Source organism: Erwinia magellanica, assembly GCF_039023495.1.
Lineage (GTDB): Bacteria > Pseudomonadota > Gammaproteobacteria > Enterobacterales > Enterobacteriaceae > Erwinia.
Map to the genome: position 1 here is coordinate 325,761 of NZ_JBCHVC010000003.1, position 26,714 is coordinate 352,474.

At 49.8% G+C, this 26,714-nt stretch carries 28 protein-coding genes and 1 other RNA gene; 11 read left to right on the forward strand and 18 right to left on the reverse strand.

Translation table 11 applies throughout. From position 1 onward, the window contains the following. Positions 1 to 10 precede the first annotated feature (10 nt). From AAH450_RS13230 to flgB, 13 genes are all read right to left on the reverse strand, one after another. Positions 11 to 763 carry an RNA polymerase sigma factor FliA gene (locus tag AAH450_RS13230; protein WP_342910642.1) on the reverse strand — a complete coding sequence of 251 codons (753 nt, stop codon included), beginning with the start codon at positions 761 to 763 and terminating at the stop codon, positions 11 to 13. Positions 764 to 936: 173 nt separating this feature from the next. Continuing rightward, positions 937 to 2,631, reverse strand: a complete 1,695-nt coding sequence (locus AAH450_RS13235; protein WP_342910643.1) for a methyl-accepting chemotaxis protein — start codon at positions 2,629 to 2,631, stop codon at positions 937 to 939. Between the two features lie 87 nt (positions 2,632 to 2,718). Next, positions 2,719 to 3,639 carry a flagellar hook-associated protein FlgL gene (gene flgL / locus AAH450_RS13240; protein ID WP_342910644.1) on the reverse strand — a complete coding sequence of 307 codons (921 nt, stop codon included), beginning with the start codon at positions 3,637 to 3,639 and terminating at the stop codon, positions 2,719 to 2,721. A gap of 44 nt (positions 3,640 to 3,683) precedes the next feature. After that, entirely contained in the window at positions 3,684 to 5,327 is a 1,644-nt protein-coding gene (gene flgK / locus AAH450_RS13245) for a flagellar hook-associated protein FlgK (protein WP_342910645.1), read from the reverse strand. A 107-nt stretch (positions 5,328 to 5,434) separates the two neighbouring features. After that, entirely contained in the window at positions 5,435 to 6,379 is a 945-nt protein-coding gene (gene flgJ / locus AAH450_RS13250) for a flagellar assembly peptidoglycan hydrolase FlgJ (RefSeq protein WP_342910646.1), read from the reverse strand. Further along, the gene (locus tag AAH450_RS13255; RefSeq protein ID WP_342910647.1) at positions 6,379 to 7,500 is read right to left on the reverse strand and encodes a flagellar basal body P-ring protein FlgI; all 1,122 of its coding nucleotides are present in this window, start codon (positions 7,498 to 7,500) and stop codon (positions 6,379 to 6,381) included. Before AAH450_RS13255 ends, flgJ begins: the two co-directional genes overlap by 1 nt. A 10-nt stretch (positions 7,501 to 7,510) precedes the next feature. Beyond that, the gene (locus AAH450_RS13260) at positions 7,511 to 8,254 is read right to left on the reverse strand and encodes a flagellar basal body L-ring protein FlgH (RefSeq protein WP_342910648.1); all 744 of its coding nucleotides are present in this window, start codon (positions 8,252 to 8,254) and stop codon (positions 7,511 to 7,513) included. Between the two features lie 56 nt (positions 8,255 to 8,310). After that, positions 8,311 to 9,093 carry a flagellar basal-body rod protein FlgG gene (gene flgG, locus AAH450_RS13265; RefSeq protein WP_342910649.1) on the reverse strand — a complete coding sequence of 261 codons (783 nt, stop codon included), beginning with the start codon at positions 9,091 to 9,093 and terminating at the stop codon, positions 8,311 to 8,313. A gap of 24 nt (positions 9,094 to 9,117) precedes the next feature. Beyond that, positions 9,118 to 9,873 carry a flagellar basal body rod protein FlgF gene (locus AAH450_RS13270; protein ID WP_342910650.1) on the reverse strand — a complete coding sequence of 252 codons (756 nt, stop codon included), beginning with the start codon at positions 9,871 to 9,873 and terminating at the stop codon, positions 9,118 to 9,120. 12 nt (positions 9,874 to 9,885) lie between these two features. Continuing rightward, on the reverse strand, positions 9,886 to 11,091 hold the full coding sequence (flgE, locus tag AAH450_RS13275) for a flagellar hook protein FlgE (RefSeq protein ID WP_342910651.1): 1,206 nt from the start codon (positions 11,089 to 11,091) through the stop codon (positions 9,886 to 9,888). Between the two features lie 36 nt (positions 11,092 to 11,127). Then, the gene (locus AAH450_RS13280) at positions 11,128 to 11,817 is read right to left on the reverse strand and encodes a flagellar hook assembly protein FlgD (protein ID WP_463322728.1); all 690 of its coding nucleotides are present in this window, start codon (positions 11,815 to 11,817) and stop codon (positions 11,128 to 11,130) included. Between the two features lie 11 nt (positions 11,818 to 11,828). Continuing rightward, the gene (gene flgC / locus AAH450_RS13285) at positions 11,829 to 12,233 is read right to left on the reverse strand and encodes a flagellar basal body rod protein FlgC (protein ID WP_342910652.1); all 405 of its coding nucleotides are present in this window, start codon (positions 12,231 to 12,233) and stop codon (positions 11,829 to 11,831) included. A gap of 8 nt (positions 12,234 to 12,241) precedes the next feature. Next, a complete protein-coding gene (flgB, locus tag AAH450_RS13290) occupies positions 12,242 to 12,661 on the reverse strand; it encodes a flagellar basal body rod protein FlgB (protein ID WP_342910653.1) in 420 nt (139 codons plus the stop codon). 282 nt (positions 12,662 to 12,943) lie between these two features. Between flgB and flgA the strand changes: the two genes are divergently transcribed. The 5 genes from flgA to AAH450_RS13315 all read left to right on the forward strand — a co-directional run bounded on the left by flgA (position 12,944) and on the right by AAH450_RS13315 (position 17,106). After that, complete coding sequence (gene flgA / locus AAH450_RS13295) at positions 12,944 to 13,651, forward strand: flagellar basal body P-ring formation chaperone FlgA (RefSeq protein ID WP_342910654.1); 708 nt, start codon at positions 12,944 to 12,946, stop codon at positions 13,649 to 13,651. A gap of 108 nt (positions 13,652 to 13,759) precedes the next feature. Next, complete coding sequence (flgM, locus tag AAH450_RS13300) at positions 13,760 to 14,059, forward strand: flagellar biosynthesis anti-sigma factor FlgM (protein WP_342910655.1); 300 nt, start codon at positions 13,760 to 13,762, stop codon at positions 14,057 to 14,059. A 16-nt stretch (positions 14,060 to 14,075) separates the two neighbouring features. Then, positions 14,076 to 14,519, forward strand: coding sequence for a flagella synthesis protein FlgN (locus tag AAH450_RS13305; protein ID WP_342910656.1), 444 nt, complete (start codon positions 14,076 to 14,078; stop codon positions 14,517 to 14,519). 286 nt (positions 14,520 to 14,805) lie between these two features. Then, complete coding sequence (locus AAH450_RS13310) at positions 14,806 to 15,855, forward strand: methyl-accepting chemotaxis protein (protein ID WP_342910657.1); 1,050 nt, start codon at positions 14,806 to 14,808, stop codon at positions 15,853 to 15,855. 174 nt (positions 15,856 to 16,029) lie between these two features. Then, the gene (locus AAH450_RS13315) at positions 16,030 to 17,106 is read left to right on the forward strand and encodes a glycosyltransferase family protein (protein WP_342910658.1); all 1,077 of its coding nucleotides are present in this window, start codon (positions 16,030 to 16,032) and stop codon (positions 17,104 to 17,106) included. 367 nt (positions 17,107 to 17,473) lie between these two features. Here AAH450_RS13315 and AAH450_RS13320 read toward each other — a convergent pair whose 3' ends face one another. Genes AAH450_RS13320 through AAH450_RS13325 form a run of 3 tightly spaced genes read right to left on the reverse strand, consistent with a single transcriptional unit; the run spans position 17,474 to position 18,015 of the window. Continuing rightward, a complete protein-coding gene (locus tag AAH450_RS13320) occupies positions 17,474 to 17,725 on the reverse strand; it encodes a hypothetical protein (protein ID WP_342910659.1) in 252 nt (83 codons plus the stop codon). Positions 17,726 to 17,746: 21 nt separating this feature from the next. Then, positions 17,747 to 17,872, reverse strand: coding sequence for a hypothetical protein (locus tag AAH450_RS21145; RefSeq protein ID WP_463322729.1), 126 nt, complete (start codon positions 17,870 to 17,872; stop codon positions 17,747 to 17,749). Further along, entirely contained in the window at positions 17,848 to 18,015 is a 168-nt protein-coding gene (locus AAH450_RS13325) for a hypothetical protein (RefSeq protein ID WP_342910660.1), read from the reverse strand. Before AAH450_RS13325 ends, AAH450_RS21145 begins: the two co-directional genes overlap by 25 nt. A gap of 696 nt (positions 18,016 to 18,711) precedes the next feature. On the opposite strand from AAH450_RS13325, the gene flhD reads away from it, so the two are divergent. From flhD to AAH450_RS13340, 3 genes are all read left to right on the forward strand, one after another. Beyond that, positions 18,712 to 19,071, forward strand: a complete 360-nt coding sequence (gene flhD / locus AAH450_RS13330) for a flagellar transcriptional regulator FlhD (protein ID WP_342910661.1) — start codon at positions 18,712 to 18,714, stop codon at positions 19,069 to 19,071. A gap of 10 nt (positions 19,072 to 19,081) precedes the next feature. Continuing rightward, positions 19,082 to 19,621 (forward strand): flagellar transcriptional regulator FlhC, encoded by a 540-nt coding sequence (gene flhC, locus AAH450_RS13335; RefSeq protein WP_342910831.1) that lies wholly within the window; start codon positions 19,082 to 19,084, stop codon positions 19,619 to 19,621. Positions 19,622 to 19,784: 163 nt separating this feature from the next. Continuing rightward, positions 19,785 to 22,139: a hypothetical protein gene (locus AAH450_RS13340; RefSeq protein WP_342910662.1), complete on the forward strand. Its 2,355-nt coding sequence runs from the start codon at positions 19,785 to 19,787 to the stop codon at positions 22,137 to 22,139. A gap of 212 nt (positions 22,140 to 22,351) precedes the next feature. On the opposite strand, the gene rnpB is transcribed toward AAH450_RS13340, so the two are convergent. Both rnpB and rsmI read right to left on the reverse strand, forming a co-directional pair. Continuing rightward, positions 22,352 to 22,729: RNase P RNA component class A (gene rnpB / locus AAH450_RS13345), an RNA gene on the reverse strand. Between the two features lie 32 nt (positions 22,730 to 22,761). Beyond that, positions 22,762 to 23,619 (reverse strand): 16S rRNA (cytidine(1402)-2'-O)-methyltransferase, encoded by an 858-nt coding sequence (rsmI, locus tag AAH450_RS13350; protein ID WP_318788592.1) that lies wholly within the window; start codon positions 23,617 to 23,619, stop codon positions 22,762 to 22,764. Positions 23,620 to 23,681: 62 nt separating this feature from the next. On the opposite strand from rsmI, the gene AAH450_RS13355 reads away from it, so the two are divergent. The 3 genes from AAH450_RS13355 to diaA are packed head-to-tail and all read left to right on the forward strand — an operon-like array spanning position 23,682 to position 26,711. After that, entirely contained in the window at positions 23,682 to 25,739 is a 2,058-nt protein-coding gene (locus AAH450_RS13355) for a penicillin-binding protein activator (protein ID WP_342910663.1), read from the forward strand. After that, on the forward strand, positions 25,697 to 26,089 hold the full coding sequence (locus tag AAH450_RS13360) for a YraN family protein (protein WP_342910664.1): 393 nt from the start codon (positions 25,697 to 25,699) through the stop codon (positions 26,087 to 26,089). The genes AAH450_RS13355 and AAH450_RS13360 overlap by 43 nt, the downstream gene beginning before the upstream one ends. Beyond that, entirely contained in the window at positions 26,070 to 26,711 is a 642-nt protein-coding gene (diaA, locus tag AAH450_RS13365; RefSeq protein WP_463322730.1) for a DnaA initiator-associating protein DiaA, read from the forward strand. Before AAH450_RS13360 ends, diaA begins: the two co-directional genes overlap by 20 nt. The last annotated feature ends 3 nt before the right edge of the window (positions 26,712 to 26,714 follow it).

A 26,714-nucleotide genomic window follows, 5' to 3' on the forward strand; every position in this document is an offset into this window, starting at 1 on the left:
CGCTTAAATTTTATGCCTTCACTGGCGGCTTGCAGTGAGATTCTTTATGTAAATCTAATCTGGCACGTATCCGTTTAATCGCCTGACTGTGCAACTGGCTGACCCGTGTCTCGGTGATCCCCAGAATATAGCCCACCTCTTTCATGTTAAGTTCTTGCTGATAATAGAGATTCAGTAAGGTCTGTTCCCTTTCAGGTAAGTTTTTTATTTCCCGACTAATATGAGTCGTTAACCTGGAAAACAGCGTTTCATTGAGTGGGTTTAAGGCTTCGTGATTGCTGTCTGGCTGTTCGAAATTATCGCCATACTCTTCCTGCAACTCATCCAGTGAATAAATCATGCTATTGTTATTTTCCGCCAGCATTGACTGATATTCTTCCAGCGAAACACCCAGTTCCTGCGCAACTTCCATTTCTGTTGCAGGCTGACCACTCTGCTGCTCAACCCGCTGAATTGCTGTAGTGAGCCGACGGGAATTACTGCGAACCCGCCGTGGCACCCAGTCCCGCTCCCGTAATTCGTCGATTAATGCCCAACGAACCCGCTGGCTAATATAGGTGCTCATGGCAATGCCTTTTTTCGGGTCAAAATTATCAATAGCATTTAACAACCCAACAGCACCGGCCTGGATAAGGTCGTCCAGTTCCACGCTTGCCGGCAATTTAGCCTGTAAATTTAGCGCTTCTCTGCGCACCCAAAAACGGTACTTTAACCACAGCGCATTTTTATCGACCACACCTTCTGAGGTATAGATACCATCCAAAATTAACTATTCCACAACAGCAAAACAGAACACGATTATTAACGATCGGCCAGAAATCAAATAGCCTGATAAGCCAGTACAAATAAGCGCATTTCGCCTGCGTGAAAAACATCATTGATAAACAAACAATAGCGAAATGCCGTTGTTTGTTTATCCGTTTAGTTTTGGTTTAGTTAAAAACTGGCCCAGTCACTTTCCGCTTTATTTTTACCGAACGCTGGCTCACTCTGCACCATCGGTTTTTTGAACGCGGCGGTGCTGACATATTTATTGCTGCGTTCTTCACCTGCCTCATCCTTTTCCTGAAGCGAAAACTGCGCCACTGCCTGTTCCAGATTATGAGCATACTCTTCGACACTTCGCGCGACGCTGGCAGCCTGCTCGACCATGCTGGCATTCTGCTGGGTGACCGAATCCATCTCATTAACTGCCTGTGCGATTTGATTGATGCCGGTACTTTGCTCATCTGACGCAGAGGTAATCTCCGACATGATGTCCGTGACCTGGGTAACCGATTTCACCACTTCGTCCATAGCTGTACCCGCCAGTTCGACTTCCTGCGAACCGGTATTCATGTTAGCGACACAGACATTGATCAACTGGCGAATCTCTTTCGCCGCATCAGCACTCCGCTTAGCCAGGCTACGCACTTCACCAGCCACCACAGCAAATCCACGCCCCTGTTCCCCGGCACGCGCTGCTTCCACTGCCGCATTCAGCGCCAGGATGTTGGTCTGGTTAGCTATGCTGTCGATTACGCCATTAATATCGGCGATCTGGCGCGAGTTTTCGGTAATCTCCCGCATAATGCTGTCGAGGTTGACCATCACATCGCCACCTTTACGCGCGCTGCTGTTGGCACTTTCCACCAGCTGTTTGGCGCTGTGCGCATTATCGGCATTCTGTCGAACGGTAATCTTTAACTCTTCCATGCTGGCCGCAGTCTGTTGCAAAGCGGACGCCTGCTGCTCGGTGCGTGAAGAGAGTTCGTTATTGCTGTTGGCAATCTCCTGGGCGCTGCCATAGATCCTGGACACGCCCATGCGGATATCTGAGACGGTTGCAGTTAGTGAGACACGCATTTTCTCCAGCTCGGCCAGCATGTCGCCAATTTCATTTTCCGCACCAATTTCAATCGGCTGGCTTAAATTACCCGATGCCAGCAGCGCAAATGTTTCCCGCGTCTGATTGAGGCGGATAAATACCGTCTTCTTTAACCAGATACGCGCGATAATAACTATAATGATTGAGACGGCCAGGATAGCAAAAGCGCAGATCAACATGTTTGTATTTTTTTCATCGCCTTCCTGCTTGTGCTCCGCCAGTAGCGTCTTTAGCACGTGACTATACTCATCCATCTGATCTTTTATGGCGATACGATACTGACTGGTTTGTTTCTCCAGCACGCTCACATTGGCTAGCGTTGCTGTTGGCGTGTTCAGCGCATCGCGCATAGTCAGGGTAAAATTCAACAGATCGGTATAAGCCTTAACAACCTTCTGTAGCTGCTCATGCTCCTCTGTGGAGAGAACGGGCTGATTTTTAAACGCTTTAAAACTTAGATTCGCTTTAGCAACAATTTGGTCAATATTGGCGATCATCGCTTTATCAACGTTACGGACGCCTGTTTTCTGAAAGTTCTCATTTTCAATAAAAGTGGCGATAACCGCCAGGCCGACCGCGTTATTCAGATTACTGACCGCATCCTGAATCGGATCGGCGGCAGTGGAAATAGTAATAGCATCCTCCACCTGACGACTAAACTGATGTGCGCTGGTAAAATTGAAAAAAGAGATGATGGCCAAAAAGAGCACAAAAACAATCATCAGGGTATTTAACCCTGCCGAGATTTTAAGATTTTTAAACATGATAACCCTACGGGATTTTAATGAACCTATGTATGATTACGGGTATTTCCGCATTACTGTAAATATTATTTCAATCAGATATTTTTATTATGTGAAATTGAAAATAGAGATTTTCTGCATAGCCTGAAATACCGTCATCGATGAGGTGAGCGCGAATTCAGCTATTTTTGACTGAGTAATCAGGCTAATCTGGGTGTCAGAATCTGACCCCACCGCCTGTTGCAGTCGCGCTGTCACGTTGATTTTTTGCGCATCAGCGCTAAAGCTAAGTGAGTCAAGTTGTTGCAGGTTAGTACCCACTTCTGACTGGATTTTGCCAATATTATCGATATTTTTCTTAACAGTAATATTCACGCTGTCCAGGGTATCATTGAGCGTCTGACGATCCTCCTCGCTGGTGACGGGCTTATTTAAAGCCTCGACCGCCCGATCGATAGCGCTCAGCAGGTCATCGCTGGTGCCGCTCATAAAAAGCTGTTGTCCGGTGTGACCAACCTGCATCTCAATGTTATCGCTGACCTGTTGAGTAAGCGGTGTATCGCCGCCAACATAGCTGCCATCGTCTTTAAACGGCGCACTACCGGTTTTATAACCGGCAAAAATATAGCGACCATTGCTGTCACGACTATTGCCCAGATCCCTCAGATTACTGCAAATCCCTTGTAATTCGGTTGCCAGTGCCTGACGATCCTGATCGGAAAAAGTGCCGTTGCCTGCGGCAATAATTTTTTCAGACAGGTTACCGGTCAGGATGCTTTGAATACTGCTCAGCGAGTTATCTTCCTGACCCAGGGCATCCTGCGCATAGCCTCTGGCCGCGTCATACTGGCTCATACCCGCTAAGGTATTTTGCAATGCAACCGCCTGAGAGGCGCCAGCAGGGTCGTCCGAAGGTGTTAACAGGGTCTGACCGGCGGCAAGGCGCGCATTAATATTATTTCCGCTGGCAATTGATTTAGTGATGCTATCAATATTGCGTTGATACATATAGTGAGTACTAAAGCGCATCGCTACATCCTCTGTTAATGAATAAAAACCGCTTACGGAAAGTTCTATTTTATGTTGAGTAGGGTGTCGAATAGCGTAGTGGCAGTCTGTAATACCTGGGAATTAGCCTGGTAGTACTGGGTATACATCTGCATATTGATATACTCTTCATTAATATCGACCCCGGCTAACGACTGCTGTTGCTGATTCCACTGCTCCAGCACACTGTTTGCAGTAGAACAGTCCGTTTTCAGCGATGTCATCGAAGAACCGACCGAGCTAACCAGGCTGGCATAGGCCTCACTCAGGGTCGATTTACCAATAAGCTGCTGGTTTTGAATATCAAGCATCTGTTTGATATTTTCATTATTGCTTTGATCCGTCGCGTCGGCAGAGCTTGAGGCAGCGATTTGATCACCACCGCCGATCGCCACCTTCAGGGAAGCGGCGGCACCGGCGAGCGGATTAAATTCAAAACTGTCATTAATCTGCGGTGTGCCCTGTGGTTTAACCGTTATTCCATCAAAACTTAGCGAGCCATCATCCCCGATAGTGGGCGTAATGGTTTCTCCCTCATCGTTTTTTACCGTCCAGTCGCTCGCCGACGGGCCGGTGAAGGTCAAGGTATAGTCCTGCGCCTGAATCGCACTGCTGTCGCTACGTGAAATAGCCAGCGACGCATCACTGCTGTTATTGATATTGGCGATAGCCTGAGGATCATCAAAGGAGAAAATGGCCGTGCCGGCATCGCCATTTTGATCGTACCCTCCCTCGTTAACCTGATTAAATTTATTTGCCATCTGCAATGCCAGCTGATTGAGCTGATTTTCGGCATCTTTCAGATCGCTATTACGGAATTTAAACAATCCACCCAGCGTACCGCTGCTCATGGTATCGTCATCCAGCAGCATGTCGTTACCGCTATTATCAGTGTAAGCCACCACTAATTTGTTCGGATCCCCTGCCGCAGGCTGCGCTTTTAATTCACAGACATCGTCGCCATTAACTAATGAATAGCCGTTTGCCAGGGTAACATCCACCCGCCCGGTGGTGCTATTTTCATTCACCTTAATTCCGGTCAGCCCGCTGAGCTGGCCTAATACCTGATCGCGCTGATCCAGCAGGTCTGATGGCAGGGTACCGCTGGACGCCTGAACTTTGGCAATTTCTTTATTAAGATTGGCGAGCTGTCTGGCACAGCCATTAATACCGTCAACAGCCTGACTGATTTTGATATTGGTGCTTTTTTCTAATCCTTTTAGCGTATCGCTGTTGGTCTGATACTGATTGGCAACCGCTTTAAACTGTGAGTAAACCTCCTGGCGCATGGCGGCACTGGCGGGATCGCTACTCATTTTTTGCATTGCACCAAAAATATTTCCCATCGTGACGGAAATATTGTTGGTATTGTCGCCGAACATGTCATCAATCTGACTCAGCTGCTCATAGCGTCCGTTCAGACCCGCAAATTGTGCGTTGGCACCCCGCACCTGGTTGTTAAGAAAGCCGTCGTAGCTGCGCTTAACATCATTTGTCTGCACGCCATAGCCGAAAAAGCCGTAGCTGGTAGCGTGGCCACCCGCTTCCCCCAGAATGATATTCTGCCGACTGTAGCCGTCGGTCATCGCATTACTTAAATTATTACCCACAACATTCAGGGCCGCCTGGGCTGCGTCAAGTCCACCCGAGGCTATATTGAATAAGTTCATTGCTTCACCAGCCTCATATATTATGAGTCGAGGCCACACTCTGGCCAGGAAATTTTATATCGTTATTTATATATCGTGAGTTTCAGTGAAAACTAAAATCTTAATTGCTAGAATAGTTCATCGACTGAATTCCTGTCACTGCCTGCCCGCCGGGCAAGGTTATTCTGGACATAATGAACAATGTTCATTAACTTTTTTGCATAATTTGGATCGGTTGCGTAACCACCTTCCTGTAAAGCATGAACTGCTTTTTCAACTGACTGGCTGTGAATAACTTTCTGATACCGCGGATTGGCAGTTAAAAAAGTGGCATAGTCCGCTAAGGCCTCCGCATAATTTTTATAAACCCTGAACGAGGCTTTTACTCTTCGCAGCACGCCATTGATATATTCCGAGGTGGTGATCTCGGTGGTTTCCCCTTTCCAGTCAGGCGTGGCTTTTATGCCAAACAGATTATGGCTTGGCTTGCCATGGGGGGTCAGGATCTCACGATTCCCCCAACCTGACTCCAGTGCGGCCTGGGCGATAATCAACTGATGTGGTATCCCGCTGTGACGCGCCACCGCCCTGGCGGGTGCCATCAGGCGGGAAATAAAGGTGTCATTTTCCAGCCGGTCATTAGCCGTGGCTTGCTGATACGCTGGGTTGGCGTAGAGTTGTGCAGCCTGCCCAGCGGGGTGAGGATGCAGACTGGTATTGATCAGCGTCGGGATCACTCCCTGCGCAGGCGCGTCGGGGGCTGAGACCGGATCGGTGGCCCCCATCTGCCGCGCGATTTGATCAGCAAACCCCAGTTTTCCCTGTGCCGCGATATCCTGCGAAATCTGCTGATCGTACATGGAAGTAAACATCTGCGACTGTTGATTATCAAAAAGCCCGCCTTTGAATGACGCTTCACGCATGCTTTTTAGCATCATCTGGACAAACAGCCCTTCCATCTGCTGGGCTGCCGCTTTCAGCCCCTGCTGCGGCGAGCGTTTTGCTGTCAGCTTCAGCGCTTCAAGATTGCGTAAATCGAAGGCGGCCCCGGCATTAAATAGGGATTTATTCATTAGTCCGTTTCCAGACGGGCATGGAGACAACCGGCGCTTTTCATTGACTGAAGAATGGCCATTAAATCGTTCGGCGTCGCCCCCAGGCTGTTTAATGCGCGAACCACGCTGTTAAGATCGGCACTGGTGTTGACGCGCTGTAGTGAACCACTGCCGTTGCGCACCGACACCTGAGTGTCAGGCGTGACCACCGTGCGGCCGCCCGCCAAGGGGGTATCGGGCTGGCTGACCTGATTGGAGCGCGCCACCTCGACGGTCAGATCACCCTGCGCCACCGCACAGGCATCCAGCGCGACGTGGCGGTTCATCACCACAGACCCGGTACGGGAGTTGATGATAATTCGGGCATCGCCCGCATCGGCCTTAATCGGGATATTCTGGATATTGGCCAGGAAACGTACCCGCGCGGCACTATCCTGCGGCGCGTTCAAACGAACCGTTCTGGCATTTTCCGCCGTCGCCGTCGCGCCGCCATAACGCCGGTTAATTTCGTCACTGATCTGCTGCGCCAGGGTAAAATCATCTTCATTTAATTGCAGCCGCAGCACGTTATCACCAGCGAAGCTGGTCGGCACTTCACGTTCGACTATTGCGCCATTGCTGATACGGGCACCGTTCAGCTGGTTAACCTGAACCCGACTGCCGCCCCCCTGCGCACCCGCACCGGTGACCAGTAAATTCCCCTGGGCTAAGGCATAAATCTGGTTATCAACCCCTTTTAGCGGTGTCATCAGCAGCGTACCGCCGCGCAGACTTTTGGCGTTGCCCATAGAGGAGACCACCACATCAATTTTATCACCCGCCCTGGCAAAGGCAGGCAGTTCTGCGGTAACAATCACCGCAGCCACATTTTTTAGCTGCATATTGGTGCCAGTCGGCACGGTAATCCCCAGTTGGGAGAGCATATTGCTCAGGCTTTGGGTGGTAAAGGGTGTCTGCATGGTCTGATCGCCGGAGCCATCCAGACCCACCACCAGTCCATATCCCATCAGTGCATTGCTACGAACGCCCAGTACTGAGGTTAAATCGCGGATGCGCTCTGCATGCACGGCGATCGGGAGTAATATATTGAGACCAACGCAGAGCAGAGTCAGATAACGCTTAATATGTGCGATTTTCATAATCAGTGAGTTAAAACGGAGAAAGGTTAAGGAAAAGGCGCTGTAACCAGCCCATTTGCTGCGCTTCGTTGATGTAGCCATTGCCGACATATTCAATTCTGGCGTCAGCGACCTGCGTCGAGGAGACGGTGTTATTGCCACTGATGGTGCGCGGATTCACCACTCCGGAGAAACGGATAAACTCCGTTCCCTGGTTTATCTCAATCTGCTTTTCACCTACCACCCGCAAATTGCCATTTTCCAGTACCTGGTTCACCGTCACCGTTAGCGTGCCGCTAAAGGTATTTTTTGCTGCTGCGCCGCCTTTACCGGTGAAATCATTTTTTGCGTTGATGCTGGTGTTGGCCCTGTCACTACCAAATAAACCGGACAAAAAACGGGGGGTCGCATCAAACGTCAGCGAGTCAGATCCGCCCCTGCTGGCGTTGGCCGAGGAGCTTTTACTGGCGCTGACATTTTCCTGCAATACAATGGTCAGGATGTCGCCGACATTACGCGGCCGACGGTCTTCAAACATCGGCTGATAGCCGTAATTCATCGCCTGACCGCTCTGAAACAGCGAGCCATTGTTCACCACAGGCATTGCGGCTACCGGTTCGGCAGTTGTTTTTCCCTCAATCAGCGGCGGGTGTGGGATATAAGCACAGCCGCTGAGCGCTAACACTAATCCGAGGCTAAAGAAAAGGGTGCCAGAACTGCGCAAAATGCGAGGGGGAGCAATGAGTGTCATCGCCGAAAAAGCCTTACCATTCATGTTATAACCACATCTCTTTTTGCCGCGGTACTGCTAACAGCCCGCGGCGACCTGCGTTATAAATTCGACAGTCGCTGCAACATCTGATCGGATGTTGAAACCGCCTTACTGTTAATTTCATAGGCGCGCTGGGTCTGGATCATATTGACCAGCTCTTCCGCCACGTTGACATTTGAGGTTTCGACATAGCCCTGCTTAAGCGTCCCACCACCGTTCAGCCCTGGGGTCGTTTCATTAGGTGCGCCAGATGCCTGCGTTTCGTGGTAAAGATTCTCACCCAGGCTTTCCAGGCCAGATTCATTAATGAAGGTAGCGAGTGTCAGTTGTCCCACTTGCTGCGGTGCGGTTTGTCCCGGCAGGGTCACACTCACCAGACCGTCGTTGCCGATAGTCAGCGACTCGGCATCCTGGGGGATGGTAATGGCGGGCTGAACCGGATAGCCGCTGGAGGTGACCAGCTGCCCATTCTGATCAAACTGGAACGAGCCATCGCGGGTGTAACCGGTGGTGCCGTCCGGCAACTGGATCTGGAAAAAACCGCCGCCCTGAATGGCCACATCCTTACTGTTATTGGTCTGTGTCAGGCTGCCCTGGCTGTGGATACGTTCCGTCGCCACCGGACGAACGCCAGTACCAATTTGCAGGCCGGAAGGAATGGTGGTCTGCTCAGAGGACTGAGCGCCAGGCTGACGCAGCGTCTGGTAAATCAGGTCTTCAAATACCGCACGCTGGCGTTTGAACCCATTAGTACTGACGTTGGCCAGGTTATTGGATATCACATCCATATTGGTCTGCTGGGCTTCGAGACCGGTTTTAGCAATCCATAAAGAACGGATCATGGTTTGGTTTCTCCTCGCCGGGTATTAGCTCAGCGTTAACAGCTGATTGGCGCTTTTTTCGTTATCATCAACGGTGCTGATGATCTTCATGTGCATATCGAAGCTACGCGCGGTGGCGATCATATCGACCATCGCCTTGACCGGGCTGACGTTGCTGCTTTCCAGCATTCCCGGCATGAGTCGCAGATTGGGATCCATCGGTAATGGCGCGGCATTGCCCGCTGATACGCTGTCACTGAGATGAAACAACCCGTCATCGCCCATCAGAAGGGAGGTGGCTTCGGCCTTAACCATTTTTACCTTTCCTACCTGCGCCAGCGCCGTTGGCCCCTCTCCGGCCCCCAATGCAGTCAGGGTACCGTCGGGAGCAATGGTGACCTGAGACTGGGGCGGCACGCTGAGCGGGCCGCCGTCACCAAGCAAAGGCAAACCATGCACCTGCAATCCGCCTTCGCTGTTCACTTGAATGTTGCCATCGCGGGTATAGGCTTCACTGCCATCCGGCAGTTGAACGGCCAGCCAGCCATCCTGAGGTAATGCCACATCCAGATCGCGATCGGTCTGATGTACCGCTCCCATGGTGGTGTCGTTCCAGGGAGTTGATTCCGCCACCAGGGTTCGGGTAGGCACAGACGGGCCATTCACCGGTACGGCCCGATACGCCATGAGCTGCGCGCGGAAGCCGGTGGTTGAGGCATTAGCCAGATTATTCGCCGTTACCGCCTGGCGGTTGAGCGCAGCATTCGCCGCGCCCATTGCGGTATAAATCGCACGATCCATAATGAGCCGCCGTTAGCCGAGATTAACCAGAGTCTGCAACAGCTCTGATTGGGTTTTGATGGTTTGCGAATTCGATTGGTAGTTACGCTGGTAGACGATCATATTGACCATCTCTTTACTCAGATCGACGTTAGAGGCTTCCAGCTTATTGCCATATAAGGTGCCGAGGTTGCCCGAACCGGAGGTGCCAGTGACCGGCTGCCCCGACTCTGGCGTTTCGCTCCAGCAGTTATTGCCCTGCGACGAGAGTCCCCCTGGGTTGGTGAAGTTGCTTAATACCACCTGCCCCAGTAACTGTTGCTGGCCGTTGCTGTAAGAGGCGATGACCTGGCCGTTATCGCCAACGGTATAACCGTTCATCTGGCCTGGCGCATAACCGGTGGTGGTGGGACTGTTCATTGAAAACTCCGACGCCTGCTGAGTCATGCCGGTCAGGTCTAAGTCAAAATTAAGCGCTTCGCCGCCATCATAAGCCGCCCCCTGGACGTTGAGTTTCGCTGGGTTGGTAGTTAGCTGGCCTGAAGTGTCAAATTGCAGGACGGTCTGCTGAAAACCCTCCCCTGGCGCGGTAATATCTTTGGAGTAGGCCGTCCACTGGTTATCCGCCGTTTTCGCGAAGTAAACGTTGATGGTGTGTTTGTTACCCAGGCTGTCATAGGCGTCAATCATGGTTGGTGCCGTGCTGTAGCTGGTGCTGTCGGTCGGATCAAAGGTGGTATTGGTGACCACATCACTTCCCGAGGGCAGATTGCCGTTAAGCGTGCCGCTGTCCGACGCGCGAGCCGGCATCTGTCCGTTGGGAATCTGAATGGGGCCTACCGCTGCGCCTGGCTGAATTGCTGGCGGTGTGCCGGTGGCCTGATAACCGGTCAGATACATGCCCTGGTTGTTTATGACGTAGCCATTGGCATCTTTCTGGAACTGCCCGTTGCGGCTGTAAAAGACGCGCCCGGCTTCATTCTGCAAACGGAAAAAACCGTTGCCCTGGATACCCATATCCAGGTCGCCTGTACCTGCGCCCAGTACGCCATCGGTGAAACTCTGGTTAACACCAGAGACCTGTACTCCCATACCCACCTGCGAACCGGCGAACACATCGGCGAAGGCGATAGAACCTGACTTAAACCCAACCGTCTGGGAGTTAGCGATGTTGTTACCGACAACATCCAGGGCTTGTGATGCCGCATTCAACCCGCTAAGGCCTTGTGAGAAGCTCATTATTCTTTTTCCTGATCCATCAATAAGTTATTGAAATTATTCGATTTCGTAAACCTGCCCGAGGGTAGCCGTGCCATCAATGCCCAACTCAAGCAGCGAGCCGCCAGAGGAAAAGGCCACACTATTAACTTTGGCTTTTTTCAGGGTCATAATGTTCGGTGCATCTCCGCTGCTATTGGTGGCTGATAATGAGACGTCATAGCAGGTGCCTTCCGGCGGTGAGGCAGGCTCAAAGTTACTCAGATCATCGAGGCTGTAGCTCTGAACACCCGCTTTTACGTTTGGCAGTTCCGCACGATAGGCATTGCCTTCCTTGTCCGTGAGCGTCACTTCGACATTGTCTGCATCGCTATCCAGCGCGAATGAGAAGTTTTTATTCGCATCCGCCTGGTCGCTGTTATTAATGACCGATTTGCCTTCGATCAACACCGTGCGTCCAACCCATGCCGACGCATTCATCTGCTGCATACTTGAGACCAGCGTCCCGACGCTATTTAGCGTATCGTTAAGCTTCTCTACTCCGGCGGCGGTATTAAACTGCGCCAGCTGCGAGGTCATCTGGTTGTTATCCATTGGGTTAGTCGGATCCTGGTTCTGCATTTGCGCAACCAGCAGCGTCATGAAATTGTTCATTAAGTCGGCGCTGCTGGTACCCTCCGTGGCCGCAGTGGCGTTGTAGCTGTTATTGTTATTATTGTTACTGCCCATTATTGAAGAGATTGCCATTCTGTTATTCCTTATTGGCCCAGCGTCAGCGTTTTAAGCATCAATGCTTTCGCCGTATTCATTACATCGACATCGGCCTGATAACTGCGTGAGGCGGAAATGGTATTAACCATTTCACCCGCTACATCCACATTCGGCATATGTACATATCCTTTACCATCCGCTAAAGGATTACCTGGCTCATATATCAGTCGCTCCGGTGCGGTACTCTCCACCACATCACTGACGCGAACGCCGCCAATTTGCTGATCCGGCGCCGCATCAACTTTGAAAATAACCTGTTTGGCCCGGTAAGGTTTACCATCAGGGCCGGCAACACTGTCGGCATTGGCCATATTACTGGCGCTGACATTGAGTCTTTTCGATTGCGCCGTCATGGCTGAGCTGGAAATATCAAAAATAGAGAACAGTGACATATCAACAATTACCCCTGATTAATCGCGCTTAGCATATTTTTAATTTGCGCGCCTAAAATAGTCAGACCAGATTGATATTTCACACTATTGTCAACAAAGTTGGCACGTTCGCGATCCATATCAACCGTGTTACCATCCGCCGAGGGCTGATCGGGAATACGGTATAAAAGATCAGGATCATCAATCACCTGTGCCTTTGCCTTTGCCGCGATATGCTGGCCTGAAGTCAGCGTTAATGCCAGCGGCCCTGCGTGGCTGTTGGTGCGGGAGACGGCAGCTTTTAACTGGGAAGAAAAATCGATATCTCTGGCCAGATAGCCCGGAGTGTCAGCGTTAGCCACGTTTGAAGCCAAAATATTCTGGCGTTTATTGAGCAGAGATAACGCTGTCTGCTGGAAGCCGAATTCGCTGTCGAGTTTATCAAGCATAAAGATTATTTATCTCGCGCCGGTGGAATGTTAATTAAGCTATTTTAAAAGAGAGCAGCGGAAATCTATAATTTGAAAAATCGACAAAAGCAGCCCTACTTGGCCGCTTAACTGATAAGTTAAAAAAAACAGCAAGGGCAATGCCGATAAATAGCAGCATTTATGTCATTATTTTGTTCATCAGAAAATTAACATTTTATCGTACAATTACCTGGCGCTTATTGCTCAGGGCGCATCATTGTTAACCCATAAGCGCTCATTATTGCCGTTCAGGAAACTCGTATGGTGGTGACACAATTAACCGATATCTTTAAAATAATCACGCTAATACTCTTGCTGGCAGCAGCAGGGTTTTCCAGCGCAGCGGAGAGCGAAAATCAACTGACTACAGCTATCACTACCCTGTTGAACAACAATATTAATTTACCGCCATCGGTGAGGCCGATACTGGCAGTGAAATTGCTGACGCCACCGGCGCAGTTAGCCAGTCTCTGTGCCAACCCTGTACTCTCGCTGAGCGGTAATCTGAGCCGGTTAACGGGCATGCACAGCATTATTGCGCAGTGCGCCGCGCGGCGGCACTTTATTCAGATAGATGTTGATGCAACAGCGACCTGGTGGCAGGCAACCCGCCTGTTGCGACCAGGAGAGCAGGTCACAGAAGAGGCTATTCATCCGCAACGCGGTTCGCTGGAACATATGCCTGGCGGACTTATCTTTGACCCACAGCAGATTATCGGGCGCGTAACGTTACGTACCATCCAACCGGGCGAGAATATAGTCGAAAGCCAGCTTCGCCAGCGCTGGGCGATAGTCACCGGAGAGAAAGTGGAAATCCGTTTCCATGGTGAGGGTTTTACTATCCGCGCAACCGCGAAGGCGCTGGACAATGCAGCGCTGAAACAGCGTTTACGGGTTCAGACGGCGACCGGACAGCTCCTCACCGCAACAGCGATTGCCGACGGCCAGGCCGCCGTTGTAGCGAATTAATCCGGGCGGCGTAAAAGATTAGCGGCCTGCTGCCTTCAGTAATTCCCACTACGCCCGATAATTTACTTTAACCAGGAAATATTTTTACCGAACCGATCGTCGAGGACAATGATGAGCATAGAACGCAGCCAAAAGATATCGCCTCCCGTATTCCCCGAAATTCATCCGGAAGCGACGAAGCGTACTGACCAGCGTAACGTACAGGGCACGACCACAGCCAAAAAAACCCTTAACGGCACCAAAGTCAGCCTGAGTAATCAAATCCAGTCGCTGCAAACCAACAACAGCCAGGATATGAACATCAAAAATCTGGATAAGATCAAAGCCGCACTCGCCGCCGGAGAATTGCCTGTTGATACCGATAAGATTGCACAGGCTCTGACAAGGGAAATGTTTCAGATAATCTGACTTGTGTGACTAACTGATGAATGATCTCCGTATTACCTTGCTAAAACTCCACAGTTTATTAGAAGAATTGAAGCCAGTGCTGGCAGAGGAGCTGAGACAACTCAACCAACCGCAGCTTAATCCGGTTACTTTGCAGATGCTATCTGACAATAAAAGTCGCCTGCTATCGACGATTAATTTCTTCGAAGAGCAACGCAAGGCGGAGGAAAATAAGTTGGGTATTGCCGCTCCCTATGATCAGCAGCCAATGCTAAAACCCCTGTGGGAAAACGTACTCGCTATCGCTCGTCACACAAAAGATATGAATATGAGCATCTATCCCCTTTTAGAGCTTCAGATGCAAAAAGCCATGGCCCTGAAAAGTATGGTGAAGCAGGTGAGTAATTGCGTGACGCTATACGGCGCTGATGGCACCGCCCAGCAAAATATCAAGGGAAAGGCGTACAACATCAATATTTAATGGCGCAACTATCCCGGACCAGGTAATTAACGCACTAAAACTACTTAAAAATGGTGAATCAAAACGGGATACCCGCGCTGTAACAGGCCAGGGGGCTTGCTTGTTTTCCCCTGCCGGTCAAAGGCACGCTCAGCGTCTGCCGTACTCTTTCAGCACCGGTGCCAGAGCCTGTCCATCCTGCCCGCTCTTTTTGGCTGGAAACGCGAACATCAGGTGGTATGCCCGTAAAAGATTATCCGCCCTACTAAAATTTTACTGCTGTTTATCATCCTCCAGAGGTCATCTTATGAAAGCCTTAGTCAGAAAAATCCCCTGCTTCAGAGCGTTTTTTCTCTCCACTGACGCGGTCGATAACCCGGAACCCGCTACGCCTGACAACCCTCTTCCCGCCCCGGCGGCACCAAATTATGAACGGATTATTTGTACTCTCTTATTGAAAGGGGTTTCTACTTTAGAAGAAGTAAGGAATGCGCTGCTTAAATCCAGCCAGGAGCTGAGAAATGAGCAGCAAACCATTGATGAATTAAATGCGCGTAATAGCAGCGCCAGACAATCGCTGGAGAATCTGGTTGAGCTGATCAGCCAAATCGATATAAGCGTCAGTCAAAGTACTGATTCACTGGCCCAGTTCAAATGCTCTTTTGAAGAGATCAATAAATATATTAATGAGATCAATCAACTGTCACGACAGACGAATCTGATCGCCATTAACTCGGCTATCGAAGCTGCGCATGTTGGCAGCCAGGGAGCTGGTTTTAGCGTGATCGCTAAAGAGATAAAGTTTCTCTCTGAGCAGGTGAATAACAGCGCTAACAGCATCTCCGCTCTGACCAGGGCAATTGAAAGCAGCGCCGGAAATGTCTGTGAGGTCGTAGCCGATCAGCGGCCAGTGACCGAACGGATCAAAGTTGATCTCAACCACGTGGTGGAATTGATCAAAATCGTCATGTCACGATCCGCCAGGATGCAGTCCATTATCTCGTATATCTCTACGCTGCAATTTCTCAATACCGTTAAGCTGGATCATATTATCTGGAAACTTCAGGTTTATACGCTGATCCTTAATAAGTGTGAAGATTACCAGGTAAATACACATACTGAGTGCCGTCTGGGAAAATGGTATTACACCGGAGAAGGATGTCACTTTAGTCAGCATGCCGCCTTTCAGCAGCTTGAGCAGCCCCACGCTGCTGTACATACCTCGGGCCGACGAGCGCTCGAAGCATTTTTTAATCATGCCATACCGGAGATGACCGAGGAGCTGGAGAAAATGGAAGCGGCAAGCCATCAGGTTGTTCAGTTGCTGGATCAGCTGGCGACCGATATCAGATATTAACGCTGTGCCAGGAGCGGGAATGTCGTCTGCTCTGGGCGGGGGCTGAAGCTGAGTGATCGTGACTACAATCTGAGCCATAAAACTTTCAATACTCTGTAAGAGTATGAATTTTTAAATAATATAATTTTAATAATAATTACAATTCAAAAGAACGTATAATTCCCGAGAGCAAAAATGCAAAAAATATTAATTACCAATAACCATCTCCATGACATTAAAGGGTCAGAATTAGTCACGCTTGAGCTGGCAGAACTCTTCCTGTCTATAGGCTGGCATGTTACTATTTATACCAATCTTTATCTCCCGCCATTAGCCAATGAAATTAATCGCCTCCCCAACAGGGAAAACCTTTCTGTTCCTCTGAATGATGATGAAAGTATACCCACAGATTTTGATATCATTTGGATCCAGCAGAACACGATCCCCTCATCAGTGGCCAAAGCGTTGTCTACAACAGGATTAAATGCTTACATTATATGGCACCATATGTCTTCATTTATTCATATAGAATTACCTATTCTGGCAGAGATAGAAAATCAGCTGAGTGATATTATTACAGTCATCTCCCAGGAAACAGCAGATCGCATTAGCGATTTTGCGATTGATAAAAACAAAATTAACTTATTTGAAAACCCTGCCCCAGATTATTTTTCAGATTATCCTGCCAGGAAAATATCGGCCAAAAAGCCTGCATCTCTGTTAATTGTATCGAACCATACTCCGCCAGAAGTGATCCAGGCTATTCCTTTATTAAAGAAAAATGGCATTACTGTTGACCTCTTAGGTGAAAATAGTCATGTCAGACGGATCACGCCTGACATTCTCTCTCATTACGATGCCATTCTGACTATTGGTAAAACTGTGCAATATGCTGTGAGTATGGGGATACCAGTTTATGAATATGATCACTTTGGTGGTTATGGATGGTTAAATCATGAAAACTTTCATAAGTCCGCAGAAAAGAACTTTTCAGGCCGCGCCAGTGCAACAAAAAAGAAAGCAGGTGAAATTGCAGATGAGATAATTAATCATTATATCCCTGCCAGGGATTTCATCTGGGAAAACAAAGAGGCCCTTGCCGGAAAATATAAATTATCAACCCGAACATCTCAACTACTTCAACTCCTCAGCCCAACCCCCTCATTAAAGAAACTTACACCTCAACAGGCACTCCAGGTTATTACATTTAATGAGCTACACCGTGGATTATACAGAACAATAATGTATTATAAATCTCAGTTCAAAAAATAAACCAATAAATATTTTAGTGAGATCATTTCAGAAGTCGACAGCATGGTTAAAGTAACTATGCTGTGAAAAAAACCTCACTTTACGGAAGAATTGCAGCTTGCCTGCGGCATGCATATTTAAAAAACCGTGAATTTATTATTTATTTCTTTACAGATGCCTGAGAGGACATCTCTTTGATTACTGGTTACACCGTCGCTGAAACCCACATAAATTCACAATATCGGCAAATTCTGAATACCAAAAAAAGGAAATTTCTGAAAGAGGAAAAACCAACCTGATTAAACATCAACCTCAATTACTCACCACTGTTATCTCTGATCCTGTCAGCTTAAGCCAATATATCTTTATTTATCCAGTTGCAGTGATTTCAGTTGCAGGCAGCTTTATCAAAAATAAATATCTCCACACTGGAGAGCTGGTTCTTAGCCTGAAGATTCATTTCATGACTAACAGAAGAGGACTCCTCAACTAATTGCGCGTTTTGCTGAAAGACAATATCCATTTGATTAAGTGCGCTGGCAGCCTGTTTTATTCCCTGGGTTCGCTCATCAGAGGGGCTGAAAATCGCTTTCATAATGTTACTGACCTGCTCTTCTGAAGAGGCAATCTCTTTCATCACAGTGGCCACCTGCGATACCTGCTACGTCCCTTCGCTAACGTTCATCACCGGGATTTTAATCAGGGAACCGATCTCCTCTGCCGTCTCAGAACTGCGCCTGTTCAGATTACGGACTAAAGCGACTACGGCAAAACCCCATCCCTGCACACCCGCTCGCCCGGCTTCAACCGCGGCGTTAGCGCCAGGATATTGGCCTGATTCGCGATACCGTTGATCACACGATTTATATCAGCGTTCCTTTTCGCGCCATGTTCAATTTTCTGCATGCTGTTAATCACCTCCAGCATCATGCCAGCTCCCTTCTATGCCACCTCATTAGCTTTCGCGGCTAAGGTATTGGCTTCTCTCGCGTTGTCACTGTTGTGGACGACGGTGGTTTTGAACCGCTCTATGCCTGGCAACCATTTGTTGTAAAGAGCATGCCTGCGCTTTGGTGTGCGCCGGGAGATTTTCTTACCATGCCAGGAAAATCGAATATAGGGAACAGGCTGACATCGCCAGAAAGCAGCACAAAGATAATACAAGTGCCCCTGTCATTATTATCTTAATTCGACTGTGGCCTGTAACCTCCTTCATCCTTTAAAAGATCATTACAACATTCTATTTTCAATGCCACCTTTAATTAAAAACAATTACATAACAACCGCTCTTGTTGAGTTTAAAATCAATTTTTATGTAACAACAGAAAAGCATGCGCATTAATATAACCCTCAGCCAAGCCTACTGATACATGTGTAACCGTTCTCATTCCCATTAATACCTCTCCGCTATCCTCTAAATAGGACAAATTATTTTACGTATTTTAAGTTGCCAGGCTTCGCCCGCAGAAATATATATGATATATATGAAAGCGTGGTTCCGTTTAAATCCAAAATTTTAAGACATGACGTTTTATAAACGGTTATTAAACATTATTTATTTTATCAATTCTTTATACTTTAATTAGCCTAAAATATAGTTAACAAACATAAAGGGAATACTAACATATGAAAAACACGCATTCCAATAACACAGCAAATCCACATATTCAGAATATTAACGATCTGAATTTATCTTATCTGTTGCTGGCTCAGCAATTGATAAATCAGGGAGATAAGGATGCGGCAAGTTTTCGGCTTGGGCTATCAGAACCTTTGATAAACATCTTAAAGGATCTCTCTATTTCACAGCTGGTAAAATTAGCTTCAACCAATCAGCTTATCTGTAAGCTACGAATAAACAGTGAAGCAGTTATCGACTTCCTGACGAAAGATTCCCGTATCGACGCGCTTCAGCATCTTCATACCGGCATCATTCTTTCGACCGATATCCTGCAATCTCTTTCTGGCCCCAACCTTGCTAAATGATGATAATCTCATGAATGAAAAGAGTATTTTAGACGAGATTTATGATACGCACCTCGCTATGGAGCTTATCTCCTCTGGCGCGCGTATGCAGGTATTAGAGAGCGAGACATCACTCAGCCGCAGAAAACTATTACGCCTGTATAAAGAGATAAAAGGGTGTTCGCCCGCTAAAGGAATGTTGCCCTTTTCACCCTACTGGTTTATGTCATGGGAGCAAAACATTCACTCATCATTATTTTACAATATCTATCTTTATCTGCATAAAAAAGAAAATAAGCGTCCTGTTGAGTCATTGTTGAAAGCGTATAGATTATACAGCGAACAGTGTCCGTGCGAGGATGGTCAAAAACCGGTGCTGGAATTTACCCGTGCCTGGACACTGCTGCGCTTTATTGACTGTAATATGCTGGAGCATGTTACCTGCTCCGCCTGTGGCGGGAGCTTTATTTTTGCGCCGCGCTACATTAATACGCTCTTTATCTGTAGCTTGTGCCATCCTCCCTCACGCGCGATCAAGAAGGATTGTGCTAAGACACATCTCTCTCATTAACGAAGGTAATACTCCGCTTAACTCCAGGCCGGAAAACGGTGAATTGTCGTTTCCGGCCGTTGCCTAACGGTTAAAAAGCTGACATTAACCTCCGCTCCTTATCTCATATTGATTATCTTCCATCAGGTAAAATAAAAAACAAAACTTCCTGTGGAAATTTATTATGAGCACCCCCTCCGTTGCATTTGAACATATTGAACAACAATTTCAGGCGAGCAATGTTAAAGTTTTGTCCCTGGATTGTTTCGATACCCTGTTCTGGCGTTACGTTTCCCGTCCCTTTGAGATCTTTACCCAACTTAAGCATGGGCTTTGTCCGGTTGCCAGAAACCGGGCCGAAGCCATTGCCAGAAAGAAAAAATATATCGCAAGTGGCCTGGAGGAAGTCAGCCTGACGGAAATCTATGCGGAGCTGGAGGGCCAGTTTGATGCTGAACAACAACAGCAAATGATTGAACATGAACTGTCACTGGAGATCGAGAACGGTTTTCTTTTTCCGCCAGCGCTGGTGCTACTACGCCAGGCGAAAGCGCGCGGTATCCGCACCATTATTGTCAGCGATACCTATTTTAATGCCACACAGTTGGGTCGCTTGTTAGCGGCGCACTGTGATGAAATCCCGACGTTGATTGATCATATTTATTGTTCGTCAGAATTTGGACAGAGTAAATCAGGCACGCTCTGGCCAGAGATCATCCGGCACGAGCATGTGAAGCCACAGGATATTTTTCATGCTGGTGATAATTTGCACTCGGATTACCTCAAGCCCACAAATATGGGCATTACCGCTATTCACTTTAAACAGAATGAGCCGTTGATTACCCAAGTGCTGGAACAACGTACCGTTGCGGCTAAGCTGCTGTTCCCTGCCTGTGGTGCTACCGCACCGGTTCCCTCACTTTTTCATTCCTGTTACTCCCTCGCATTACGTGATCAGATTAGCAGTGAGCAATTAACCGGATGGACCGTACTTGGCCCGATCTTGTACGCCTTTGCGCGCTTTCTCAAACAGCAACGCGACCTTACGCCAGGCGTCCGGCTGGGTTTTTTGCTGCGTGACGGCTATATGCTACGCGAGGCGTATCATGCGCTTTATCCTGAGGAAGAATCCGCCTCACTGAGCATTTCACGTTTTACCGCCATAAAGAGTTCATTTCACTCTCGCGAAAGTATTGCCGACTATTTAAGAAAAACGTTGCGGACCGCGGAGAGGGTGACCCTGGAGGGGTTCGCAATGATTGCCAGACATCTGATGCTGAGCGAGGTGCGGAAAAAGAAGATCGAGTCCCAGCTAAAAAAACATAATTACTCCATCGCCCAACTCTATAAGCTGATTCTGAGTCGTGAAGTGGTTCAGGAAACGCTGGCCCGGTCAAAGGCTTGTCGTCTGCGCCTGATAAACCATCTGCAAACTACCCTGCGGTTGCACCCAGGTGAAACCTTAATGCTGGTGGATTTGGGCTATGCGGGTACGGCACAAAACCTGCTGGGAGAGCTGCTGGAAAAAGCGCTGGATATAAAGGTGCGCGGCTGTTATCTCATTGCCGCCTGGACACCTGGCTGGCATAAAAATCGCACCGCGCTGGTTAATCCTGACAACGCTGATTTCCGGTTCATTCGCACCCTTACCCGATTTATCGCCTCTTTTGAAATGCTCTGCTCGTCACATGGTTTTTCGGTGGTTGATTACAGCGAGGATGGCGAGCCGATTGGCGAAGGCGAGACGCCTTCGGAGGACATGTTATCATCGATAGTTGCGCTTCAGCGTGAGGCCATAAGGTGTGTCCGGCTGGCGGATGAACAGGCGATCCCGAATTCACAGGCGCTGTGGGACTCCGCGGCTATCGAACTGGTTCGCTATACATACTTCCCACTGGCGATTGAAACTGCACTGCTGCAACGTCTGATCTTCAACATTAATATGGGTACTGATGCGACTCGAACGATGGTGGATGTGCCGAAGGCGATTAGCTATATGCGCCGTTATGGCGTTGCTCGTCTGGCTCAGGATGAAAACAGTGAGAACCGAACAAATACGCCATCCGAGTTACGTCATTGCGGTATTGAATATTCACTGTCACTGATTGCTGCCTCCCGCTATGCGCTCTCCTGGTCACTATCTCACAGCTCTCAGCGTCAGCAAGAGCTGGAGGTGTTATTTATACGCGGCGAGCAGCCTCCCCTGATTGAAAAACTTTTTGCCACCAGCACTTTTGACGGGTTTTTCTCACTCTATATCCCGTTGGTTACGGCTGAAGTGGTGATTGCTATCGGAAAATCACTGCGTGACTTTGAAGTATATAGCGCCAGCCTGACGCCACAGCAGGTACTCTATAAAGGCACCGAAGAGCAGCAGTCCTGCCTGCTGGAGAAGGATAAAGATTACTTTATTGATGGAGCAACGCAGATAAATAATTTGGTAGTAAACATGCAGGATGAAGGTTTTATCTATTTTAAACCGAGAAAAAACTCGCAACAGGCCATTTTACATTTTGTCTATCGTCCTTTAAATCAATAAAGCCGGACTGTCATAACCTGCAATAGAAGTAGAGTATTTAATTGCACGCGCCTCTGAGGGACCTTTTATCTTCTCTTTTCCGGCGGGGTTTCTTTGATTGTTGAAGCTGACCGGTAAGCCGCTTTCTTTTTATGAAAAGCGTCGAGGAGAGTCATTCATCTTCATTCTCAGACTGAAACGCAAAAACCCCGCCGGAGCGGGGTTTCTTTGATTGTTGAAGCTGACCGGTAAGCCGGGTTCTGTCGAGGACAGTCATTCATCTAGGCCAGCAATCGCTCACTGGCTCAAGCAGCCTACCCGGGTTCAGTACGGGCCGTACCTGGTGAACCCCTATTTGGCCTTGCTCCGGGTGGAGTTTACCGTGCCACGAACTGTTGCCAGCCGCGCGGTGCGCTCTTACCGCACCCTTTCACCCTTACCTGATCCCACAAGTGGGCCATCGGCGGTTTGCTCTCTGTTGCACTGGTCGTGGGCTTGCGCCCCCCAGGCGTTACCTGGCACCCTGCCCTATGGAGCCCGGACTTTCCTCCCCTTTGTCTGTCTCCCCCGAAGGAGGACGGCAACAAAGCGGCGACTGTCTGGTCAGCTTCGGCGCGGATAATAGGGTATTCCGCGCAGTTTGTCACCCCTCTTGCTGCTCCAGAGCATACTTATAGAGGGCATTCTTTTTCACGCCGTGGATTTCAGCGGTGATCTGCGCTGCTTTTTTCAGCGGCAGCTCTTTCTGCAACAGGGCCAGCGTACGCAGCGCTTCCGGGGGCAGTGCATCCTCCTGTGCATGGAATCCCTCGACAATCAGCACCATCTCGCCTTTACGACGGTTCTCATCTTCCAGCACCCAGGCCAGCAGCTCACCCACCGGCGCGCCCTGAATGGACTCCCACGTTTTGGTGATCTCACGGGCAAGCACCACATAGCGATCCGTTCCCCATACCGTCACCATATCCTGTAGACTCTCCAGCAGACGGTGGGTGGATTCGTAGAAAATCAGCGTGCGAGGCTCCTGTTCAAGAGCGCGCAAAGTATCGCAGCGGCCTTTGCTTTTGGCTGGCAGAAACCCTTCGTAACAGAATCGATCGGACGGCAACCCGGCAGCGCTTAATGCTGTAATCGCCGCACAGGCGCCAGGCAGCGGCACGACACGAATACCGGCTTCGCGGCAACGACGAACCAGATGGTAGCCGGGATCGTTAATCAGCGGCGTGCCGGCATCGGAAACCAACGCTATGCTTTGCCCTTCCTGTAGCTTAGCCAGCAACGTTTCTGCCTTATGCTGTTCATTGTGATCGTGCAATGCGAACAGCCGCGCATTGATGGCGAAATGTTGTAGCAACAGCCCGGTATGACGTGTATCTTCCGCTGCGATCAGGTCAACGCCTGCAAGCACTGATAGCGCACGTTGGGTGATATCGCCCAGGTTACCAATGGGTGTTGGAACGATATAAAGCGTGCTGGAAGAAATATCATCGCGTTGTTTCATTGTTTGATCCGAATTGCCGATTTAATATTGAGCATCTTGAAAAAAACATCACTGGATACAGTATGCTTCCTTCGAAAGTCATTCATAACAAAGCAGGACGCTGCATGCCTGTTCTGCTGGCCGCCCTGTTGTTTGCCGGGTGTACCAGCCAAAGCCCGCAAACGCCAACGGCGAATGTGCAGGGCGCAGCTACAGGCACCTCTGACTACTACCTGCAACAGATGCAGCAAAGCTCAGATGATAACAAGGTTGACTGGCAATTACTTGCAATCAAAGCGCTGCTTAATGAAGGGAAGTTCCCTCAGGCTAATGACCAGTTCTCCAGCCTGCCGCAGACGCTGAACGATACTCAACGCCAGGAAGCCCTGCTGTTAGAGACTCAGTTAAAGCTGACACAGCAGGATGTTAAGGGTGCGACCGATCTGCTGAAACAGGTGGATGTCGCCTCGTTATCGAAAGAACAGCAGTCGCGTTTTTATCAGTTGCAGATTGCCGTGAACCAGGGACGTCCCTCTCTGGAAGTGCTACGCGCCTACATTGCACAGGAGCCTTTGCTGACTAACCCGGCCGATAAACAGAAAAATATCGACGCCACCTGGCAAACGCTGGTGCAGCTGACGCCCGATCAGGTCAACAATATGGTGATCAACGCGGACGAAAACATTCTCCAGGGCTGGTTAGATTTATTGAGCGTGTACAAGGCTAACAGCAACGATCCGGATATGTTAAAAGCGGGCCTTAGCGACTGGCAGACCCGCTACCCTAACAATCCGGCGGCCAAAATGCTGCCTACAGCGCTCAGCCAGGTGCAGAACTTCCAGCAGTCTTCAACCGGTAAAATCGCTTTGCTGCTGCCGTTAAGCGGCCAGGCGCAGGTTTTTGCTAACGCCATTCAGAAAGGCTTTAACGACGCTAAGAATGGCCTGCTGGCTCAGGCTGCGGCTCCGGCTCCCACTGAGGCGCCTGCGCCCACAGAGGGCACTGCGCAGACGGACACTAACCCGGCAGATCCCGCTGCGGCAGTCAGTCCTTCAGCCGCGCCGACAGAAGCGAACAGCAACGCCGCAGCGGAGAGCACCCCTGCTCAGCCACAGCCTGCGGCGCAACCCACTCATGTCGCTGATACCGCGCCGCCTTCCAGCGCGACGCAGGTGCAGGTTTATGACACCAGCACCCAGCCTGTTGATCAGGTTCTGGCGCAGGCGCAGAGAGATGGCGCCACGTTAGTGGTCGGCCCGCTGATTAAAAGCAACGTAGAGAAACTTGCCTCCCTTCAGACGCCGCTAAACATCCTGGCGTTGAACGAACCGGAGTCGGTACAGAACCATCCGAATCTTTGCTACTTTGCGCTTTCTCCTGAAGACGAAGCCCGAGATGCCGCTCATCATATGTGGGATCAGGGTAAACGTTCGCCGCTGCTGTTGGTGCCACGCAGCTCGCTGGGCGACCGGGTCAGCAAAGCCTTTGCCTCGGAATGGCAGAAGCTTGGCGGCAACACAGTTCTGCAACAGCAGTTCGGTTCTGTCGGGGAGCTGAAGCAGGGAATCAACAGCGGTGCTGGCTTGCGCCTGACCGGTACACCGATTACGCCGCAGCCAGAGCAGCCGCAGGGCGTGACCATTGCCGGGCTGACCATTCCAGCCCCGGCACAGGAACCGGCAGCAACCTCTGGTGAGAGCGGTAGCGTGGACGCGGTCTATATTGTGGCGACGCAGAACGAAATGGTGCTGATCAAACCGATGATCTCTATGCGTGTCAGCAGCCGTAATATGGTGCAGATGTATGCCAGCTCGCGCAGCTATCAGGCAGGTGCAGGCCCGGACTACCGTCTGGAGATGGAAGGGATGCAGTTCAGCGATGCCCCTCTGTTGTCCGGCGCGAATCCTGCGCTGATGCAGCAGGCAGCGAAGAATTTCAATAATGATTATTCGCTGGTTCGTCTGTATGCCATGGGCGTGGATGCCTGGACACTGGCTAACCACTTTAACGAAATGCGCCAGCTGCCGGGCTTCCAGATCAAAGGGGAAACCGGCAATCTGAGCGCTTCCCAGGAGTGCGTCATCAACAGGAAGTTGACATGGAGCCAGTATCGTCAGGGACAAATCGTTCCGGCAACCTGAGTCGCCAGCAAACGGGGGCGGGCTATGAGCAACAGGCCCGCCGTCTGCTGGAGAACGCAGGTCTGACCTTTGTGGCGGCAAATGTCCGCTATCGCGCAGGAGAGCTAGACCTGATCATGCGCGACAGAATGACATGGGTATTTGTCGAAGTCCGTTATCGTCGCAACGCGCTTTTTGGCGGCGCTGCCGCCAGCGTGACCCGCAGCAAGCAGCAAAAGCTGATCCATGCTGCTGCACTGTGGCTCAGAAGCCGCAACCGTAGTCTGGAGACGACAGACTGCCGGTTTGATGTGGTGGCGATAACCGGTACCCAGGTCGACTGGTTACCCAATGCCTTTACGGCAGAGTAGTGCCCTTTCAACGACTGACCAGGTGAATGAAGTGCTGGAAAGAATAAAAGTTTGTTTTACCGAAAGTATTCAGACGCAGATTGCAGCCGCAGAGGCGTTACCGGATGCTATCGCCCACGCCGCGATGACGATGGTACAGTCGCTATTAAACGGCAACAAAATTCTGAGCTGTGGCAATGGAACCTCCAGCGCCAATGCCCAGCATTTTGCGGCCAGCATGATCAATCGCTATGAAACAGAACGCCCCAGCCTGCCCGCTATCGCACTCAGCGCGGATAACGTGCTGCTGACCGCTATCGGCAATGACAGGCTGCATGAAGAGATTTACGCCAAGCAGGTCCGTGCTCTGGGCCATGCTGGCGACATTCTGCTGGCTATCTCAACGCGCGGTAACAGCCGTGACATTGTGAAAGCCGTAGAAGCAGCGGTGACGCGCGACATGACAATCATAGCGCTAACCGGATATGACGGCGGCGAGCTCGCCGGTTTATTGGGACCGCAGGATGTGGAGATTCGCATCCCCTCGCACAGAAGCGCGAGGATTCAGGAAATGCATATGTTAACCGTGAATTGCCTGTGCGATTTAATCGATAACACGTTATTTCCCCACCAGGACGTTTGAAGG